Annotated in this window: 13 protein-coding genes and 1 pseudogene; 10 read left to right on the top strand and 4 right to left on the bottom strand. The window is 47.6% G+C overall.

Annotated features, from left to right (window positions below):
- Positions 1-38: 38 nt before the first annotated feature.
- Positions 39-890, bottom strand: coding sequence for a universal stress protein (locus AC5JR3_RS00595; protein WP_495841995.1), 852 nt, complete (start codon positions 888-890; stop codon positions 39-41).
- A 511-nt stretch (positions 891-1,401) separates the two neighbouring features.
- Here AC5JR3_RS00595 and AC5JR3_RS00590 point away from each other — a divergent pair.
- Genes AC5JR3_RS00590 through AC5JR3_RS00580 form a run of 3 tightly spaced genes read left to right on the top strand, consistent with a single transcriptional unit; the run spans position 1,402 to position 6,096 of the window.
- Positions 1,402-2,400, top strand: a complete 999-nt coding sequence (locus AC5JR3_RS00590; protein WP_495841993.1) for an ABC transporter substrate-binding protein — start codon at positions 1,402-1,404, stop codon at positions 2,398-2,400.
- A gap of 55 nt (positions 2,401-2,455) precedes the next feature.
- Positions 2,456-3,457 (top strand): ABC transporter substrate-binding protein, encoded by a 1,002-nt coding sequence (locus AC5JR3_RS00585; protein ID WP_495841991.1) that lies wholly within the window; start codon positions 2,456-2,458, stop codon positions 3,455-3,457.
- A 2-nt stretch (positions 3,458-3,459) separates the two neighbouring features.
- The gene (locus AC5JR3_RS00580) at positions 3,460-6,096 is read left to right on the top strand and encodes an ATP-binding protein (protein ID WP_495841989.1); all 2,637 of its coding nucleotides are present in this window, start codon (positions 3,460-3,462) and stop codon (positions 6,094-6,096) included.
- Between the two features lie 150 nt (positions 6,097-6,246).
- Here AC5JR3_RS00580 and AC5JR3_RS00575 read toward each other — a convergent pair whose 3' ends face one another.
- A complete protein-coding gene (locus AC5JR3_RS00575; protein ID WP_495841987.1) occupies positions 6,247-8,289 on the bottom strand; it encodes a CHASE2 domain-containing protein in 2,043 nt (680 codons plus the stop codon).
- Positions 8,290-8,433: 144 nt separating this feature from the next.
- Between AC5JR3_RS00575 and AC5JR3_RS00570 the strand changes: the two genes are divergently transcribed.
- From AC5JR3_RS00570 to AC5JR3_RS00545, 6 genes and pseudogenes are all read left to right on the top strand, one after another.
- Positions 8,434-8,580, top strand: coding sequence for a hypothetical protein (locus AC5JR3_RS00570; protein WP_495841985.1), 147 nt, complete (start codon positions 8,434-8,436; stop codon positions 8,578-8,580).
- A 137-nt stretch (positions 8,581-8,717) separates the two neighbouring features.
- Complete coding sequence (locus AC5JR3_RS00565) at positions 8,718-10,175, top strand: folate/biopterin family MFS transporter (protein ID WP_495841983.1); 1,458 nt, start codon at positions 8,718-8,720, stop codon at positions 10,173-10,175.
- Between the two features lie 109 nt (positions 10,176-10,284).
- The gene (locus AC5JR3_RS00560; protein ID WP_495841982.1) at positions 10,285-11,787 is read left to right on the top strand and encodes a carotenoid oxygenase family protein; all 1,503 of its coding nucleotides are present in this window, start codon (positions 10,285-10,287) and stop codon (positions 11,785-11,787) included.
- 86 nt (positions 11,788-11,873) lie between these two features.
- Positions 11,874-12,770 (top strand): annotated as a pseudogene (locus AC5JR3_RS00555) (glycosyltransferase family 2 protein); the annotation flags it as partial.
- A 936-nt stretch (positions 12,771-13,706) separates the two neighbouring features.
- Positions 13,707-14,243: a phycobiliprotein lyase gene (locus AC5JR3_RS00550; RefSeq protein WP_495841980.1), complete on the top strand. Its 537-nt coding sequence runs from the start codon at positions 13,707-13,709 to the stop codon at positions 14,241-14,243.
- Positions 14,244-14,338: 95 nt separating this feature from the next.
- Positions 14,339-14,536, top strand: a complete 198-nt coding sequence (locus tag AC5JR3_RS00545) for a hypothetical protein (RefSeq protein WP_495841979.1) — start codon at positions 14,339-14,341, stop codon at positions 14,534-14,536.
- A 99-nt stretch (positions 14,537-14,635) separates the two neighbouring features.
- On the opposite strand, the gene AC5JR3_RS00540 is transcribed toward AC5JR3_RS00545, so the two are convergent.
- Together AC5JR3_RS00540 and AC5JR3_RS00535 are read right to left on the bottom strand one after the other, a co-directional pair.
- Positions 14,636-16,387 carry a diflavin flavoprotein gene (locus AC5JR3_RS00540; protein ID WP_495841978.1) on the bottom strand — a complete coding sequence of 584 codons (1,752 nt, stop codon included), beginning with the start codon at positions 16,385-16,387 and terminating at the stop codon, positions 14,636-14,638.
- Positions 16,388-16,450: 63 nt separating this feature from the next.
- Complete coding sequence (locus tag AC5JR3_RS00535) at positions 16,451-18,178, bottom strand: diflavin flavoprotein (RefSeq protein ID WP_495841976.1); 1,728 nt, start codon at positions 18,176-18,178, stop codon at positions 16,451-16,453.
- Between the two features lie 349 nt (positions 18,179-18,527).
- Here AC5JR3_RS00535 and AC5JR3_RS00530 point away from each other — a divergent pair, with 349 nt between their 5' ends.
- A complete protein-coding gene (locus AC5JR3_RS00530; protein WP_495841974.1) occupies positions 18,528-19,325 on the top strand; it encodes a pantothenate kinase in 798 nt (265 codons plus the stop codon).
- The last annotated feature ends 91 nt before the right edge of the window (positions 19,326-19,416 follow it).

Raw genomic sequence — 19,416 nt, 5'->3', positions numbered from 1 at the left:
GAAGAAGAGAGCCAAAGATAGGACAAACTCAGTATCTCTTAAGTTGGCATCCGACCCAATATCACTGGGCAGTTTGCGTAAACACGGACATAGTCGGATAAAGAAGACCCTAGTAACCGATCTAAATCAGGTAACCCTCTAGCAATGGAAGGGCGTCTCTCAGGAGAACCAAGGATTAAAAGATCGATATTGCGGTCGTCTGCCAAGCGGCAAATTTCTTCCCCTGCTTTCCCTGTGCGGAGGTGACAGGAATAATTGATCCCTAACTTTTTCGCTTCAGCGGCGGCGGAGGATAAAACGGGGTCTTGTTCAGCTTCGGTTACAGTAGATTCTTCACCGGGTTTATTCTTACCGAAGAGAACGCGAACTAGATGGAGTTGACCTCCTGGGATTTCCCGCAGCAGGAATAACGCTATATCCAGGCAGTATTTGGCATCAGCGGATTTGTCTAAGGCAACCATGATGCGGTTAACTTTCTTGACGTAAACATCGTCTTTAACCAGCAACATCGGGCGAGAAGACAACTGGAAAACGTACTGGCTAACTGAATTAGACAGAATGGATTCTATACGGTTTAGCCCCCTAGAACCCATAATGATTAAGTCAACAGCTTCTTCATCAGCCACTTGGCAAACGACATCTTTGGGATCGCCTTGTTTGAGCCGGACTGTAACTTGTTCGGGTTCTAGTCCTAATGTCTCAATGGCTTGAGCGAGAATCTTGCCTCCTTCTTGTAGCTTGTCGGCCATTGCCTCAGCAGTGACTTGAGGAGGTACGACGTGCAGGACAGTAACGGATGCTTGTCGAATGGAAGGAACTTCCATCAACATCTTGAGCATCTCTTCGTTTTTTCCTAGCCCTGCAACAGCAATCAAAATTTTTTTAATCATGGAAGCGCTTTAATATCGGTTTTCAGCTTGTAATTGTGTGGGGCTTTCCAAGAATAAGGATACTTTGTAATACTGCTAGAAAAATTTGACAATTTATTACTTAAGTATTGCAATCAAAAACATATTAATTTTTTTTGCGATTGCTTGCAAAGTTGAACAAGGCTTGTAGTTAGAAGCTTTGCAAAACAAGAGTTTTTATTAATTTAAATTTTGAACGATCTTCACGTCGAGGAGCGATCGCGACTTAGTTGGCTGTAGCACAAAGAGCATTAGCAGGGAGCCAGCTCAATCTCTGTCGCCTTCGCTGTTCAATTCGACATTTTTTCCTGGAGTTGACTAAGACCTAAAAAATTAGGACGAACTTGGGAACCCTAAAAGAGAATGCGATCGCCCACCAAATACCAGCCAAAAGCAGCGTAGAGCTTAAGACGCATCCCCTTAATACCGCCTTTTATCAGCTCAATTGATTCAAGGCAGCATGACCTTGTTCCTTTATAAACTGGCAGTTACCATGAAATATCGCGTTCTGCGCTTTTTATCCCTTTTCTTCCTCAGCCTAACGCTGATTACCGCGTGTACAGGGACAAAATCTATTGTTTTTAGACCGGAACCTCCACCGCTAAAAATTGCCTATAACCTGTGGCCAGGAACATTTCCGATGGCGATCGCTCAGGAAAAAGGATTTTTCACCCTTCAAGGAGTGAACGTCGAGCACGCTTACACAGTCAACTATCTAGAATCTGTGTCTAACTTTGTGGCTGGCAAATCTGACGGACTTTTCATCGTCTTAGGAAGTCTTATGGGGGTAATTGAAAAAATACCCGATGTGCAGATTACCTTAATCGCGGATGAATCAGCGGGTGCGGATGTGGTGCTGGCGCAGCCTGATATTCGCAACGGAACTGACTTGAAGGGCAAACGGATCGGTGTCAAGTTAGGTGACTATGGAGAATTGTTTGTTACTACCTGGCTAGAGCAGCATGGCTTGACTACCGATAACGTCACACTCGTCAATGTCGAGGGGGAAGCCGTCCCTGCACAGTTTCAAAGCGGTAACATCCAAGCGGGACAAACCTGGGAACCCTATGTGTCTGAAGCGATCAACCAATCCGGCGCAAGTGTGTTATTTACTAGCGAAGAAACACCGGGGTTGATGCCAACTGTGATGATATTTCGCAGCAAGGTGTTACGCGATCGCCCCAATGACGTGCAGGCATTTATCCGTGCTTGGTTCCAAGCGCAAGAGTACTGGCAAGCCAATCAAACTGAAAGCAACGCACTGATTACTAAAGCACTTGATCTTAAGCCAGAAAACCTGTTCACCGATGGAATCAAGTTCTACACCTGGCAAGACAACTTAAAGGCATTTACTCCCGGTTCCACCACCGAGTCGCTGCACCATACTGCCAAATTGTACGCCGACTTCTATATTCGGATAGGAGGGCTAAGTGCTACGCCAGACGTTCAAAAACTGATTAATCCTTCCTTTGTGCAGCAATTGCGCTCCTAACGCTGACCGACTGCCGATCACCCTTGCTCGTTACATACATCAGCAGGTTCTTGTTATGAAACCTCGATTGCTGCGTTTTTTGTTGCTGTTCTTGTTCGCCATTGTGCTAGCTACTGCCTGTAATAGCAGGACAACGGTTACTTCTTCCCCAGAACTACCACCCCTCCGGGTTTCCTACAATCTCTGGCCTGGGGTTTTTCCGCTGGTACTTGCCCAAGAAAAAGGGTTTTTTGTGGATCAAGGGGTGAACGTTAAAGCTGTCTATTCAAACAACTATCTCGAACCTGCATCTGACTTCACAGCTAACAAATATGATGGGGTTTTTTTGGCATTGGGTAGCGTGATGAACATTATCGAGAAAAACCCTAATGCCCAAATTGTCCTAGTAACCGATGACTCGGCGGGGGCTGATGCTGTCGTGGCGCAGCGCGGTATTCAAAGCGTTGCTGAGTTAAAAGGGAAACGAATTGGTATCAAGCGAAATGATTTTGGAGAATTGTTTGTGACTAGGATGCTGGAGGATAACGGTATTAGCGTCAATGATGTCACGCTCGTTAATTTAGAAGCAAAAGCAGTTCCAGAGCGCTTAAAAAGCGGTGACATTCAAGCGGGACATACTTGGGAACCTTACCTATTTAAAGCCGTTGAATTCGGAGCAAAGAAGATATTCAGCAGCAAGCAAACGCCGGGATTGATTTCAGATGTGATGATATTTCATGGCGATGTGTTACGCGATCGCCCCAATGACGTGAAAGCATTTATCCGCGCTTGGTTTCAAGCTCAAGATTACTGGCAGGCACATCCGGCTGAAAGCAATGCACTCATTGCCAAGAAGCTGAACATTACACCAGAAGAAGTTTCTCCCGATGGCATCCATTTAGCGAACTTGCCAGACAACTTAAAGGCATTTACTCCTGGCGAAACTACTCAGTCGTTGTACTATACCGCCAAATTGTATGTAGACTTCTACACTCGAAAAGGAGTGTTGAGTGCCGCACCAGACGTTCAAAAACTGATTAATCCCTCCTTTGTACAGCAATTGGAAGAGGTAAATTAACTGTGGGCATCCAACTCTCTAGCCTTCGCGGTAAGCTGATCTTCTCGTTCCTGGGTGTATCTCTTCTCCCCTTACTTCTACTTGCCTGGGTTAATCAGCGGATGATGCAAAAGACGCTGACAAATAATGCCAACCAAACCCTCTTGACTGCTGCCTCTCAAACTGCCCTTAGTCTCGACAATTTCATGCGATCCAACTTGGATGCTGTGCGAGTCGAGGCTCAATTGCCCGTGCTTGCCAGATATCTGGATTTACCCGTCAGCCAAAGACAAAGTGTTGCCGCAGAAGTTGAGGTCACCTTACTTTCCCTCAGCCGCAAAGATACCTTGAATATCTCATCTTACGCACTGCTCGATCGCCAGGGGAGAGATGTGCTTGATACCTACACACCAGATATTGGGGAAGATCAATCGAACCGGGATTACTTCCAGGAACCGCTTAAAAAGGGATTGCCCTACGTTTCGCCTTTGCGGTATTCGGTCAGCGATCGCGTACCAAGTCTGTACTTTAGCAGTCCAGTGCGAAATGCGTCTGGAGAGATTATTGGTGTCCTGCGCGTCCGTTATAACGCGGCGGCTATCCAGCGACTGGTTGTGCAAAACACTGAGTTGGTAGGAGGACGCGAGTCTTTTGCAATTTTGCTGGATGAAAACTACGTCCGTTTAGCTGAAGGCACCCTAACAGAATTAAATTTTAAATCGGTTACACCGCTCCCACCTGCCCAAGTGAAAGCGCTGCAAGCAGAGGGACGGCTGCCCAATGGGTCAGTGGCAGACCTCTCTACTAACTTACCTACCTTTGAACAAGGTTTAGCTAACTCCAAGAAAACTCCTTTCTTTACAGCTCCCTTAGGATCTGTCAATAACGATCTGTACTCAGCAGCGGTAACCCCGTTAGAGACGAAACCATGGTTTGTAGTTTTTGCCCAGCCGCAAGCCGTATTTCTAGAACCGATTAAATCTCAAATCCGCTATACGCTGTTGCTGGCTCTAATTATTGTTGGTATCGTGATCGTCGCGGCGGTGATGATAGGACAACGGCTCACTAAACCGCTTATTCATCTAGCGAATACGGTGAGTCAATTCACCCGTGGCAATCTTAGTGCTCGAAGTTCGATTCAGTCAAAAGACGAAATTGGACTCTTGGCGTCCAGTTTCAACAGCATGGCAATCCAAGTTGGTAAATTGCTCCAGGGATTGGAGGAACGCACTCAGGAACTGGAAGTGAGCCAGCATGTGACTGTGGCAGTGAGCGAACTTTCCCGTGCTATTCACGACCCCGAACGGTTGTTGCAAGAGGCGATCGCGTTGATGCAAAATCGCTTTGGTTTGCACTACGTGCAAATTTATCTGTTAGACCAAACAACCCGCCAACTGATCCGACGCGCTAACACGGGTAAGCAGGACACCAGACAAGACCAAACTCCCTATCTATCCCTAGATTGTAGTGAGAATCTGATCGTCCGTGCTGCCCAAACCCAAGAGATCGTCTCGGTCGATGATGGCTATTTTGAATCAGCAAACGATTTAAAACCGTCCCTAAACGGCTCTGAGGTAGCCGTTCCGCTAGTCAGTCGTGGCAAGCTGATTGGGGTAATCGATATCCAAAATGACCAGAGCGATCGCTTTAGTCAGATGGATTTGGAAACCTTCAATACCCTAGCAGGACAAATTGCAACCGCCCTAGAGAATGCTCATTTATTTGAGGAAATTCAAAAGGCAGAACTGCAATATCGAGAGAAAGCCTCGGAGCTAGAAGAAGCACTCCACGAACTCAAACGCACCCAAACCCAACTGATTCAAACGGAAAAAATGTCTTCTTTAGGTCAATTGGTTGCCGGGGTTGCCCACGAAATTAATAACCCTGTCAACTTCATTTATGGCAACTTGAGTTATGTCAGTGACTACGCGGAGGATTTGCTCTCGTTAATTGACCTTTATCAGCAATGTTGCCCTGATCACCCCCAAATTCTTGAGCGTACAGAAGAAATTGAGCTTGACTTTCTGATTGAGGATTTACCGAAAACGATATCCTCTATAAAACTTGGTGCTGAACGCATCCGGCAGATTGTGCTGACGTTGCGAAATTTCTCCCGGTTGGACGAAGCTGAGATGAAACCTGTTGATATTCATGAGGGTATCGAATCAACCCTACTGATTCTCCAAAATCGTCTCAAAGCAGCGCCAGAGCGTCCCGGTATTGAAATTGTTAAGGAATACGGGGATTTGCCTGAAGTTGAATGTTACGCCGGACAGCTCAATCAGGTGTTTATGAACCTGATTAGCAATGGGATTGATGCGCTACAGGAATACAGCCAAGAACGCGACCTAGAAACGATTAAGAATCATCCCCCTACCATCACCATCCGCACCCAAGTTTCAGAACAAAATGGGGTTCAAATCAGCATTATAGATAATGGAGCGGGAATTAGCGATCTCGTCAAAGCGCGACTCTTTGACCCTTTCTTTACCACCAAAAAAGTTGGCGAAGGCACAGGATTAGGATTATCGATCAGCTATCAAATTGTTGTCGATAAGCACAGGGGGCAAATGCAGTGTTTCTCCACCAGGGGAGAGGGAGCGGAATTCCGCGTAGAAATTCCGATCAAACAGCAAAAAGTAGCAGCGCTTTCCCGATGATGCCGATGCAACTTCACTCATCCCACCCACTGCACTACAAGTAAGTTTGTAGTGATTTCAGCCCTCAAAATAGTGCCCAAGCTCTGACTACAAAATAAGTTAAAAATACAGGGCAATACAAAGTTTGAATTTATTCTCCCCTACTTACCTTCAACCACTGTGATCTTGGCGTGGGTGTGGGGAAATGGCTTTGTGTAACGTGCCATCAGGAGCAGCAACAACTTCAGGATTGTTTATAGGGTGCGGTTGAATAACGCGGTAGACATCAACCATTTGTTGTTTGCCTTTTAGTGCCAAAGCTCCCCAGGATTCAAACTCATATTGGTCTTTTACATGCACGAAAGTTTCATGACCAATTAGGATGCGACAGTCGCTCTCCTGGCGATGCTTTTCACAGCTTTCCAGACGAGCGGCAATATTGACGCTATCGCCAATGACACCATATTCTAGGCGGTCTTTGCCTCCCAAACTGCCAGCCACAACTGACCCCGTAAAAATCCCAATCCGCATTTGAATCACGGGCAAACCCCGCTGCTGCCAACCTTTATTCTTTTGGTCTAAAATCCTGCTCATTTCCATTGCACAGGCGACGGCGGCTTGAGCATCTTGGCTGACTTCCATTTTATGGAGGCGGGACATCGGGACGCCAAATACTGCCATGATGCCATCCCCAGTAAATTTGTTGACAATCCCCTCCCGGTTTAAGATGGCGTGAGTAATGGCATCTAGCAGTTCGTTTAGCCACTCCAGCAGGGCTTCTGGAGTCATTTGTTCGGAAATAGTGCTGAAGTCTTTGACATCGGCAAAGAGCATCGTGGCGGTGAGACGGATGCCGGGAAGTTTGCCAGATTTGAGCAGGCGATCGCGTCCTCTCCAGAGGGCTTTGGCAATTTCTGGTGAGGTGTTCTGCCCCAGAAGTTTCATGACGATCTGCTGTTGCTGGCGGGCTTGGTGCGCTCGGTAAGTGACAATGGTACCAACGCTGAGGATAAAGCCCATAGCCGGGGCAGATAGGGGCACCCAGCCGGAGCCGAGGACGATTAAAAAGTTGCAGGCAAATAAGGCGACGAGGCCGCTAGTTACCCAAAAACTCAAGGAAATAGGATGATGACTGACCCAACCTAAGATCCCTCCCAAGATCACCCATCCCGCAATCCACACTATTTCCTGGGATTCTGACCAAAACCAAAATAAGGGGCGATCGCCTGTGGCGGCATCAAGAAATTGGCTCACCATTTGGGCATGAACCACAACCCCAGTCATGCGATAATTTTCCTTGAGCGTGGCGCTATAGGGAGTATATAGCGTGTCTTTGAGGCTGGGGGCAGTGCTGCCAATCAAGACGATTTTGTCTGTTACCCAGTCAGGATCAATGTTGCCATTGAGAACATCACTCACCGAGACTTGCGGCGCTACATTGCTGCCAGTACGGTAGTTGAGCAAGATTTGGATGCCATCGGCTTCAATGCTGCGATAGCCGCCAGAATTAGGTTGTAGGGGTTTGTACACCGCTTGACCCAATTGCAGATCATCGGGATTCTCGGCACTGGCTTGGGGCGTAATCCCTTGTTTTTCTAGATAGGCGATCGCGACTTGCAAGCCGAAGGAAAACAACGTCCCCGTACTCCCTTGACTGCTGTTTCCTTCGGCAAATAACAAATTCCGACGAATGATGTTATCGGGGTCAGCAGGAATATTGTTAAAACCTAGGCGTTCTGGCGGAACGCTGGGAGGTGGTGGAGTCCCGGCGAGGGTGTCGAGGTTTTGAATTGCAATTAGATTGGGTTGTTGCAACTGTGTGATCAGTTGCTCATGTCCCGGTGGAACGGGGATATCGCGGTACAAGTCTAAACCAATGACGCGGGGGTTTAGAGACTGTATCTTGCTTAAAACTTGGGCTAAAACTTGGTCAGACAGGGGCCATTTCTGCTGGTCTCGAATGTCCGCTTCGGTGACAGCAACAATCAAAATTCGGGGGTCGGCTGGGGCTTGGGGTCGCCAGCGTACCATCTGGTCAAAGGCAACTAATTCTAAGGGTTGTAGCCATCCAACTTGACGTATTCCCAAGACTAATCCTGTAATGGCAACGGTGGCGATCGCTACGACGCGCACACCACTAGAATCTAGCCAGGAACTGCTCGCCCAGTTCGTTAGTTTCGCGAGGGCTGCTACCTTGGACTTGATAAACTTCATGGCTGCCCCCAAGAAAGATGCTGAGATGCAAAGACGCTTTTAGTCAGACAAGATGAAGGCAACTCTATCTGTCTGGTTCGATAGGGAGAAATAAAAACCAACCACAAAGGCACAGAGGACGCGGAGAGAGGCAAGGGAAGGTTCATGGGCATCTTGTGCGTTTGTGGGCTGAAGAAGAGTGAGATTTGTCTGGTTAATCGTACTAGTGCGAAGCGTCACCACATTATTGCATTTGTGGCAAGGTGGGTGTCACCCTTTATTTGGATAACAGGCGATCGCTATACCGATTAGGACACTCCTGATTTCCTAAAGGTAAGTGAATGCTGAATCTTCAACTCACCAACTCAGCACTTGGCTATAACAGGCAGTCGTGACTTTTTGAGGGGTGCGTATAAGATATAAAAAACGACAATTCTTAAAAAATATTCATGATTGTTTCTAGCTCTGGCTTGGATCGGCTCAAGGAATCCATCAAAAAAAAGGTATTTTTTGGCAATGAGCCAACGCCTGAGTTAATCGCTATCTTAATTGTCTATTTTGTCCAAGGTATCCTAGGACTGGCGCGGCTGGCGATTAGCTTCTTTCTCAAAGATGAGCTTGCCCTCAGCCCTGCCCAAGTGGCAGCATTAATGGGAATTGCCGCTTTACCTTGGGTGATTAAGCCCGTGTTTGGCTTTCTGTCTGATGGTCTGCCCCTCTTTGGCTACCGCAGACGACCGTACTTGATTTTATCGGGATTGCTGGGCACGGCTGCGTGGTTGGCGTTAGCGACGGTTGTCAACACAGCCTGGGCAGCTACAGTGGCGATTCTTCTAAGTTCCCTCTCCGTTGCCATCAGTGACGTGATTGTCGATTCTTTGGTAGTAGAACGGGCGCGCCAAGAATCCCTGAGTGATTCCGGTTCCCTGCAATCACTAACCTGGGGAGCCTCTGCCTTAGGGGGCTTAATTACCGCCTATCTCAGCGGTTGGCTGCTAGAACACTTCAGCACTCAAACGGTCTTTGGAATTACTGCTACATTTCCCTTGCTAGTTTCCGCTGTCGCCTGGTTGATTGCAGAAGAGCCGATTGGCGATCGCTCCAATATTATTTCGGTGAAAAATCAAGTTAAGCAACTGCGAGGTGCTGTCACCCAAAAAGTCATTTGGTTGCCAACAGCCTTTATCTTTATCTGGCAAGCCACTCCAACGGCTGACTCAGCATTTTTCTTTTTCACCACTAATGAACTAGGGTTTCAACCAGAATTTTTGGGACGGGTGCGTTTGGTGACGAGCCTCGCCTCCCTGGTGGGAATTTGGTTATTTCAGCGCTTTTTAAAGCAAATTCCCTTTCGTCAGCTCATGGGTTGGACAACGCTGCTGTCTGCTGTTTTAGGAATGACTGCCTTACTCCTTGTTACCCATGCCAATCGCTCCTTAGGCATTGACGACCATTGGTTCAGCCTGGGAGATAGCCTGATTCTCAGCGTCATGGGACAAGTTGCCTTTATGCCCGTACTCGTGCTTTCTGCACGGCTCTGTCCAGAGGGCGTAGAAGCCACACTCTTTGCCCTGTTGATGTCCGTCTGGAACTTAGCCGGGTTGTTGTCCCACGAAACCGGAGCCTTACTCACCCACTGGCTAGGGGTAACAGAGACTAACTTCGAGAATCTGTGGTTGTTAGTGATGATTACCAACGCCTCTAGTTTGCTGCCCCTCCCCTTTCTCGGCTGGCTACCCGCCGCCGATCCGCAAGCCGAGATCCAGTCGGAAGGTAAGCCGAAAGCCTTACCCACTGCCGCCGTCTTTGAACATCATTCTCTCGGCGCGGAGCCAGAAACATCTCTTTTGCCCAATTTCGTTCCAGATTTTCTCAAACGAGAGTCAGTTCAAGAACACAGTGAATAAAAGTGGTGCTGTGTATTACCTTTAGGCAAATTCATTCTCAGTGCTGAGGCAATTGCTGCAGGGATTAAGGCTTAATTACTAGAGTTTTCAACTGACTTCCTCAAACAAGATGCAGAATTTGCCCACAAAAGAAGCCTTTTCGGTACCAACTTCTGACCTTTCCTACAGCCGCGAAGACTGGCGAAAGGGTTATGAGTCCCAACCGAATGAATATGACTATTGGATTGATGATGTTGAAGGGAAAATTCCTTCTCAACTGCACGGTACACTTTTTCGTAATGGGCCTGGCTTATTAGAGGTTAACGGGATGCGTCTTCATCATCCCTTTGATGGGGATGGGATGATTTGTGCGATCGCCTTTGATCAAGGACGCGCCCACTTCCGCAATCGCTTCGTCCGCACAGAAGGCTTCCTAACCGAACAAGCAGCGGGAAAAATCCTTTATCGGGGCGTCTTCGGTACCCAAAAGCCCGGAGGCTGGTTGGCAAATGCCTTCGACTTCCAACTCAAAAATATCGCCAACACCAACATCATTTATTGGGGCGGGAAACTCCTTGCCCTTTGGGAAGCCGCCGAACCCCATGGCTTAAATCCACACACCTTAGAAACTTTAGGAACAGAGTACCTGGACGGCGTCTTAGCAGAGGGCGATCCTTTTGCCGCCCATCCTTGGATTGACCCCAGTTGCCAAGCTGATGACGGCGAACCCTGTTTAGTCAACTTTGCCATCAAACCCGGTATTTCTAGCACCATCATCATCTACGAATTTAGTCCCACAGGTAAACTGCTGCGACAGCACTCCCATAGCGTTCCTGGTTTTGCCTTTATTCACGACTTCGCGATTACCAAAAATTACTGCTTATTTTTCCAAAACCCTGTGAGCTTTAACCCGATTCCCTTTGCTTTGGGCTTTCGCGGTGCTGGGGAGTGCGTGAAGTTTCAGCCGGATAAACCGACGCGGATTGTCGCGATTCCTCGTTTCTCCTCAGAACCTGTCAAGTTCTTTGAAACTCAAGCGGGGTTTGTTTTCCACCATGCCAACGCCTTTGAGCGAGGGGAGGAAATTTGCATCGACTCGATTTGTTACGAGTCTTTCCCAGAGGTCGAATCTGGTAGCGACTATAAGCAAGTTGATTTTGATGCTTTAGCACCAGGGCAACTCTGGCGATTTACCCTTGATTTGCCTAGCCAAACCGTACAGCGTCGAATTCTAGAAGAACGTTGCTGCGAGTTTCCCTTTGTTCCTCCCCAGCATGCGGGACGCCCTTACCAGTATGTGTTTATGGGTGCTGCCCATGCACCTAGAGGTAATGCTCCTCTACAAGCGATTTTGAAGCTGGATGTAAACAATGGGGAACGCCAACTCTGGAGTGCTGCTCCCCATGGCTTTATCAGCGAACCTATTTTTGTCCCTCGACCCAATTCGACAGAGGCAGATGATGGCTGGGTGCTGACGTTGGTGTATGATGCCAGCGATCACCGTTCTGATATTGTGATTTTAGACGGTCGGGATCTAAATCAAAGCCCTATAGCCCGTTTACACCTCAAGCACCATATTCCCTACGGTTTGCATGGAAGTTGGACATCGGAGTATTTTGAGGCAAGAATGTAGGCATAAGGCGCGATCGCTGTCTGCTGTCTTCTCAGCATTGAGCTGATTTTGGAGCCTCTGGCTAATGTATGTTGTGGTGAAGAGGAATGAAATTTAGCATTGTCATTACGACTTATAATCGCCTATCTCTCCTGCGACGGGCGATTGATACGGCATTAGCACAAACTATTCCTTGTGAAGTGATTGTCGCTGATGACTGTTCGACGGATGGTACTCAAGAATACGTCGAGAATCGCCGCCAATCCCTTTTAGCCATTGGTGACGAACGGCTGATTTATCACCGCAATGCTGAAAATAAAGGTCACTCCGCAACGGTGAATGCTGGAGTGGAAATCGCGACAGGGGACTGGATTAAGCCACTAGATGATGATGACTACTTAGCCCTCAACTGCATTGAGGAGATGTCAAACGCGATCGCCATGCGTCCTGAAGCCGTAATTTGTTCGGTACAAGCCGCACAAGTTGATGAAAATGAAGTCGAACTGTTTAAAACTCGACAAATTGGCCCTGGCAAAGCTTTTTATATTCCCCAAGAAGATATTCACTACGGCATGTTGCTAGAATTAGTTCCCTTCGGAACTCCCGTACAAGTCGCCTTCTGTCGAGACGCCTTCATGAAGACTGGCGGATGGGATTCTAGCTTAGATGCCAACTTTGATGATATTGATTCATGGATAAAAATTGCTCAGTTTGGTGAAGCAATTTTTATTAATGAATGTCTCGCTTACCGAACCATTTGGTCGGGTGCTTACAATCAAAAATTCTCCCTCGAAAAGCGCCTCGAAACAAACATATTAGTCAAGCAAAAAATCTACGCTCTCGTCAGCGAAAAATATCGCGTCAACCTTCCTGATCTGAAGGATATTGAAGCTTATCTGAAGCTTCACTGGAGCCTGGTTGCTTTAAAGCAGGGAAAGATTTTTAGCGCCGCAACAATGGGTTTATTATCGTTCTTTTTGCCCGCTGCCTGGATTTTGCTTTTAGGAAAGTCTAATTTATCACAGGAGGCGCAAAAGCATTTGCCAAAAAAGTATTTAAATACAGAGACACTAGCTCAAGAAAATAGTAAAACTATTGATAAATTTTATCACTTCAACCCTTATCAACCAGATACTTTACATACTTATCTAAAACTGCGCTGGGGCATAACAGCTCTACAGCACGGCCAGTTTTTCAATAGTAGCAAAGCCGCCTTGTCAGCAATCTTATCGCCAGTGGCATGGAAGCTTTTAATCCGGGCAATTTTTCCCTGGCTTTATCGTCAAGAAAATCTCTCGCAACAACAGATAGATGGTAATGCTGTAGTGATGGAGAAAATCTATAACTTAGTCAGTGAAAAACACCATCCAGTCTTACCAAATAAAGAACTACAAACATATCTCAAGCTACGTTGGCTCTTACTAGCTGTGCGACAAAAAAGCTTTCTGCGTGCGATCAAAATTGCGGTTCCCACAGCCTTATCGCCAGTCGCCTGGAAACTATTAGCCAGAGTCTCCCGCTTCCAGAAGCAAAATAAGCAAGAGGCTTTGATTCGTAGATTGGTGTTAATTGACGGCTAGAAGGTAAAACCCGTTGAGTATCAGTAGAAGTTGTGGAGTGAGCGACAGTCCCTCTTCTATCTTTTGCTACGACAACACAGAATACACCAAGGTTATACCAATTTCATAAAATAGCGCTACAAATCAACCCCCCTAACCCCCTTATTAAGGGGGGAAATCACATAGTATCTGTAGTAAACATTCAGGAAATTGGTATTATTTACGGTTCGGGAGAAAATCTTCCTATAAACTAGGTCGTCAGACAGAGTACCTTGCAGGGTAAATATGCTTAGATAAGATATATTATTAAGAATATTTACAGGTGACTTGCATTTTGCCAGAAACCTGTTTCCCCTGCCCTGCATGAGAGGAACACGAGCAGTGACATCACGGCTACAAATTGCTCAAACAACCGAAGACTCATTAATCGCGACATTCTTCCGAGAATCTGCTGGTCAGTGGCGCTCTGAACGACGGTACTATACGTTGCCAGAGGGAGACACAAAAGAAATGGTTAGCCTAATTACTATCCGATTTCTTGAACAAGGCTGCGAAGAATTGATACATTTGGCACACCTGCACCAGATGAGTGATGAAACGGCTTTAATCTGCGGTGCCCATGTGAGTTGGAAAAGCAACGATTCTGTGACTGGAAAAAAGAAATCTCAAGGCTCTACCCTTTTTGGTGCCTTAGGAGATATTCTGTATCGCGATCGCGGTTTTGCCACTCCTAAACCCGTCACCGCCACATTTTACTTCAGTGACCCCAAGACCTTGTGCTTGCATACCGAGTACAAAGGTTCTGCGTTTGAAGAAGAATTGAAACTAGTGGGCGAAAAGTACCGTACCCGCCAAACGATCATTTCCCGTGAGGGTGAACAGCAAATGATCGGTCAATATCTAGAAACGCGAATTTAGCAGCCGATTAGATTTAAGTCCGAAGATGTAGAACCTCTAGGAGACCTTACAGGTAAAGTATCTACTAATCCCCGTCATGTATGGAGTTCTTGGTTATGGCTACTAGAAAACTATCGCCTCTTGCTTTGCTGATTGCATTGGTTTTGTCTGTCACTGTTGGAGCTTGTAATGCTGAAAGGGAGGCTCCTTTAGGTGAAGAAGGAGTAGAAGAGCGGGAGGAACTCGGGGGCGGAGAAATCGAAGAAGGCGAAGAAGGCGAAGAAGTCGAAGAAGAAGGCGAGGATGATGACTAGTAGAGCCGTCAATTTTACAGATTTGGAATAGTCTGGAAAGCCCTAGTTCGTATTAGAGACCTTGGCGGCAATTACTGAGTTAATTGCCGCCATATACTATTAATAATGACTGCCGGATTTGCGGTGATGTACCGCCGTCACTGCGTCGGGTTGAAGTGTTTTACCATTTTTCACTACGGCATAAACTAGCCAGTGATCGCCGCATTCCATCCGGTTTTCTACAGAACACTCTAAATAAGCAAGGGCGTCAGTAAGAATTGGGCAGTCATTTCCTGCTGATTCCGTCGCCACACCTGCAAAGCGGTCTTCACCGGGAGCAAAGGGTTTGAGGAAATGTTTCATCAGCCCTAAGTGCTTCCCTTCGCCGAGGATATTCAAAACAAACTTGCCGTCTGTGTGCATTAAAGACTCAATCGCTCGATCCTTAGCAACCGCAATCGTCAAACCGGGAGGATTGAAGGTGGCTTGAGATACCCAGTCGGCAAGCATTGCACCACTGCGATCGCCTTGTTTTGCTGTGACGACACAGAGAGAACCGACGAGCCGCCCTACCGCTTGTTCAGTACGTGCTGCTTGGGAATCTGCTACAGGTTGCCGAGGGGAACGGGATTTTTTAGCTTTCTTCAAAGCTTGAGCAAAGTCGGTTCCCGCTTCTTCGCATAGTTGCAGAGTGGCATCGGTGGGTTTAAATTTGACTCGAATCGTCTCAAAGCCAAAGGAATATCCGGCATCGCGGAATTTGGCTTCCAGTAAATCAATAGCTTCTCCACTCCAACCGTAGGAACCAAACACTCCTGCCAGTTTGCCCTTGGAGGCGGTAGAAAGCACAATACCGAGGGCTGTTTGGATGGGGGTCGGCGCATGTCCGCCGAGGGTAGGCGAACCCATGATGAAGCCAGCGGATTTTTCTACAGCTTCTTGAATCTCCGTGGGGTCAGCGACTTCACAATTGATGCATTCAGCACCTACCCCTGCCTTGATGATGCCACGAGCGATCGCTTGGGCGAGGGTTGCCGTATTACCATAAGCCGACGCATAGAGGAGCGCCACCGTCGTATCCTGGCTTTTTTGTTCCTGACTCCAGCGCCGATAGGACTGGGTTAAATTAATCAAGCTGTAGCGTACCAAAGGGCCATGAGCCGTAGCATATAGCCGGGCGGGAAAGTCTGTGAGTTTTTCCAGGGCGGTTTCGACTTGCCGTGCATGGGGAGCCATTAGGCAGTCGTAGTAGTAACGGCGGTCTTCACTGAAGCTTGTCCAGCCTTCATCAAATACCTGGTCGCTACAGATATGCGCCCCGAATAACTTATCGCTAAAGAGAATTTCCGTTTGGGGGTCGTAGGTACAAAGGGCATCGGGCCACCGAGGGCTGGGAGTGGGGATAAATTGTAGATGATGACCTGCACCGAGATCGAGGGTTTCTTCCCCCCGCATCACCAGGGTTTTTAATCCTTGTTCTGGGATGGTGTCTTTATGAGTATTCTCAAACAGCGTGCGGAGGGATTTTGCGCCCGGATTGGAGCAGACAAAGGTGATGTGGGGAGCAAGTTGCAGCAGGGCGTTAAGGGTGACTAAGCGGTTGGGGTTGACGTGTCCCAAAATTACATAATCTAGCGTCGTCAGGTCTAGGCGCTGCTGTAGGGCGGCGAGAAAGATCTCTGTGAAAGATTCTCCCGGTGGGTCAATTAAGACGGTTTTATCCCCTTGAATCAGATAGGAGTTGGCGGTGGTGCCGCGTTGCAGGGCGTACTCGATTTCAAATTTGAGCCGATCCCAAGTACGCGATCGCATTACGGTTGTATCGGCACCTAGGGGGAGTACTTGGACATCACGGGGTTTAGTGTTGATCATGGTTTTTTAACGCAGAGGAACAAGAGAGGGACACAGAGTTAGAGGTTATTTGCGTTAAAAAGACTAATAATAATTCCCCACCTTCCGATGATGAACCGCCGTTAAAGAATCTGCCTTAGATACGCGACCATTATTAACCGTGCTGTAAACAATCCAGTGGTCGCTGCATTCCATACGGCTGACAACTTCGCACTCCATAAAAGCCAAGGCATCCGTCAAGATCGGAGAACCATTTTCCGTTGCCTGGGTTTTCACTCCAGCGAATCGGTCAGCACCAGGGGGAAAACGCTTGAGGAAGTGCTTCATCAAGCCTAGGTGATTGCCTTCTTCCAAGACATTGAGGACAAAGCGATCGCCTACTTGCATCATCGACTCAATGGCTCGGTCTTTCGCCACCGCAATTGTCAAGCCTAGGGGTTGGAAACTAGCTTGTGTCACCCAAGACGCCAGCATTGCCCCTTTGATGTCTCCTTTTTGAGCCGTAATAATGTACAAGCCCCCACTCAGGCGTCCCAAGGCTTTGTCTAAATCGTTATCTATAGCTTTGCGTTGCTTGATAGAGCGATCGCGGGTTAGCCACTGTCCTAAGTCAGTCCCCGCCTCATCACAAAGCTGATAGGTGCGTTCTGTCGGGGTTTCTTTGATCCGAATTGAGGGAAACACCTCCGTTAACCCCAAGTCACGAAATTGATTGAGTACCGGATCGATAGGTTCGTCATCACCACCGTAGGATTCAAAGATACCAATCGCTTGCTTGCTCTTGGCAGCCGCTAAGACGGTACTGAGGGCGGCTTTGGTAACTGTTGCGGCAGCACCGGAAGCGGGAGGCATTCCAATGACTAATCCAGCCGAACGGCTAACGATTTCTTGGACTTCCTGAGGATCGGCGGATTTGAGATCGAACATCTCCACCCCCACTCCGGTTTTGCCAATGCCTCTGGCGATCGCTTGGGAGAGGCGATCGCTAAAGCCATAATCAGAAATGTAAAAGACTGTGACAAAGGTCTCTGCCTTGGCTTTCGACTGACTCCAGCGACGATAGCATCCGGTTAGTTCCTCAACGTTGTAACGCAAAATTGGGCCGTGACCGTTAGCAATTTGCTGAATTTCATCTAAGGCATCCATCCGCTTAAAAGCCGACAGCACCGAACGTGCATTAGGAGCCATCAAGCAGTCGTAGTAAAAGCGGTAATCGGCTTCAATTGCCTCTAAATCTTCATCAAACGTGTTGTCGTTGCAATAGTGCAAGCCAAATGCATCGCAAGTGTAGAGAATTTGCGTGCCTGCATCATAGCTAAACATGGTGTCGGGCCAGTGTAAGTTGGGCGCAATCACAAACTCCAACTCATGCCCATCGCCCAAATCCAACTTATCCCCATTCTTGACAATCCGCCGCTCAAATGGCTGATGGACGAAATCTTCGAGAAATTGAATCGCTACCTTTGATCCCACCACCGTGGCTTGCGGCGCAAGCTGTAAGAAATCTCTGACTAACCCACTATGGTCTGGCTCAGTGTGGCTAATAATCAGATAGTCGATGGTTTTGGGGTCAATGAGTCCCGTTAGCGTGTCTAGATATAACTGGCGGAATTTCTCATGGGAGGTGTCAACTAAGGCAATTTTCTCCCCGCGAATCAAAAAAGAATTGTAGGTTGTCCCGTTTTGCAGCCCAAACTCAATGTCAAAGCGATCGCGATCCCAATCCAACGAGCGAATCGCTGTAGTATTTCGACCAATTTCCACTGTTTGTATGGTTAACTGCTTTTCGGCTCTGTTAGCGATCGCTACCATTGTTGACCTCCTAAAATTCCTGATTTTTTAAAGCTTTCTTTTTTCTGTCTTCTTATATGGTAGAAGCCCAAAAGTTTTTTTTCATAATATCTGAGTATAAATGCCTAAACAATTGCGATAGTAACTATAGGTCGTGTTTATTATTCGCGACTTCGGCTATGAGCTGTGACTGACAACAGCATAATATAGTGCAACTTGTGTCAAGTCCAAATTCAATTGCATGACCGCAACCCTGTTGAGGGTGCGTAACTCCTATGGCGACGAAATCTCTAGCAAAATTTCCTGATTTTCTCCTCTGTGCCTTTGTGGTTCGTTAAAAATAGACTCGCAACCCTATACGAACCCATGAATGGACACCACTAAAGTTATTGGGGGCTTATTAGAGAGTCTCCCCACGGGAGCAAAAAAAGATGATTGGATAGGCTTAACGATCGGCAACTCCCGACTACACTGGGCGTGGTTTACCAAAGAAACCCTACAAAAATCTTGGGATACTGTCCATCTCATACCCTCAGAAGTTGAACAGGTGATCCGAAAACTCACCTCTCCTAATTCTGAGCCGCCGCCTCTCTATCTCGCCTCTGTTGTCCCCACACAAATCCCCCTTTGGCAACGCTACCCCGCTACCCATCTGATTACCCTTAACCAGTTACCCCTGAAAGGACTTTATCCTACCTTGGGCATTGACCGCGCCCTAGCGGTATTGGGTGCGGGGGAGAAATTAGGTTTTCCCGTGCTGGTGATTGATGCCGGGACAGCATTAACCTTTACTGGGGCTGATAGTCAGCGAAGTTTAATCGGAGGCGCGATTCTGCCAGGATTTCGCTTGCAATTACAATCCCTTGCTCAAAAAACTGCCGCCTTACCCACTGTAGCTTTGCCTGAGGCATTACCTCCCCGTTGGGCATTGCAAACCGACACGGCAATTGAAAGTGGTGTAATCTATACGGTTTTGGCAGGAGTCCGAGACTTCATCGAACAGTGGCGCGATCGCTTTCCCAATAGTCAGATTGCCCTCACAGGCGGCGACTCGACCATACTCCTGACCTACCTCAAAACCCAATTTTCACAGACAGCAACAGAAATAACCGCTGACCCGAATTTAATTTTTTGGGGAATGCAACGGTTAGTACTGAGAGCTGAGTAGGGAGATGGTGCAGGGGTGCAGGGGAGCGGGGGTGCAGGGGAGCGCTCACAGGTGTAGGTTTTTTACAAAAGAGAGAAGGGCAAAAGTGGAG

This window comes from Kastovskya adunca (genome assembly GCF_059505785.1).
The sequence above is the reverse complement of the archived record's forward strand: the minus strand, read 5'-3'. Positions and strand labels throughout refer to the sequence as shown.

What these genes read in the sequence shown, in the direction of transcription:
- AC5JR3_RS00570 (WP_495841985.1), top strand. Translation starts at nt 8,434, where the DNA reads ATGGGCATCTTGTGCGTTTGTGGGCTGAAGAAGAGTGAGATTTGTCTG.
- AC5JR3_RS00545 (WP_495841979.1), top strand. Translation starts at nt 14,339, where the DNA reads ATGGCTACTAGAAAACTATCGCCTCTTGCTTTGCTGATTGCATTGGTT.
- AC5JR3_RS00575 (WP_495841987.1), bottom strand. Translation starts at nt 8,289, where the DNA reads ATGAAGTTTATCAAGTCCAAGGTAGCAGCCCTCGCGAAACTAACGAAC.
- AC5JR3_RS00590 (WP_495841993.1), top strand. Translation starts at nt 1,402, where the DNA reads ATGAAATATCGCGTTCTGCGCTTTTTATCCCTTTTCTTCCTCAGCCTA.
- AC5JR3_RS00530 (WP_495841974.1), top strand. Translation starts at nt 18,528, where the DNA reads ATGGACACCACTAAAGTTATTGGGGGCTTATTAGAGAGTCTCCCCACG.
- AC5JR3_RS00585 (WP_495841991.1), top strand. Translation starts at nt 2,456, where the DNA reads ATGAAACCTCGATTGCTGCGTTTTTTGTTGCTGTTCTTGTTCGCCATT.
- AC5JR3_RS00565 (WP_495841983.1), top strand. Translation starts at nt 8,718, where the DNA reads ATGATTGTTTCTAGCTCTGGCTTGGATCGGCTCAAGGAATCCATCAAA.
- AC5JR3_RS00540 (WP_495841978.1), bottom strand. Translation starts at nt 16,387, where the DNA reads ATGATCAACACTAAACCCCGTGATGTCCAAGTACTCCCCCTAGGTGCC.
- AC5JR3_RS00595 (WP_495841995.1), bottom strand. Translation starts at nt 890, where the DNA reads ATGATTAAAAAAATTTTGATTGCTGTTGCAGGGCTAGGAAAAAACGAA.
- AC5JR3_RS00560 (WP_495841982.1), top strand. Translation starts at nt 10,285, where the DNA reads ATGCAGAATTTGCCCACAAAAGAAGCCTTTTCGGTACCAACTTCTGAC.
- AC5JR3_RS00535 (WP_495841976.1), bottom strand. Translation starts at nt 18,178, where the DNA reads ATGGTAGCGATCGCTAACAGAGCCGAAAAGCAGTTAACCATACAAACA.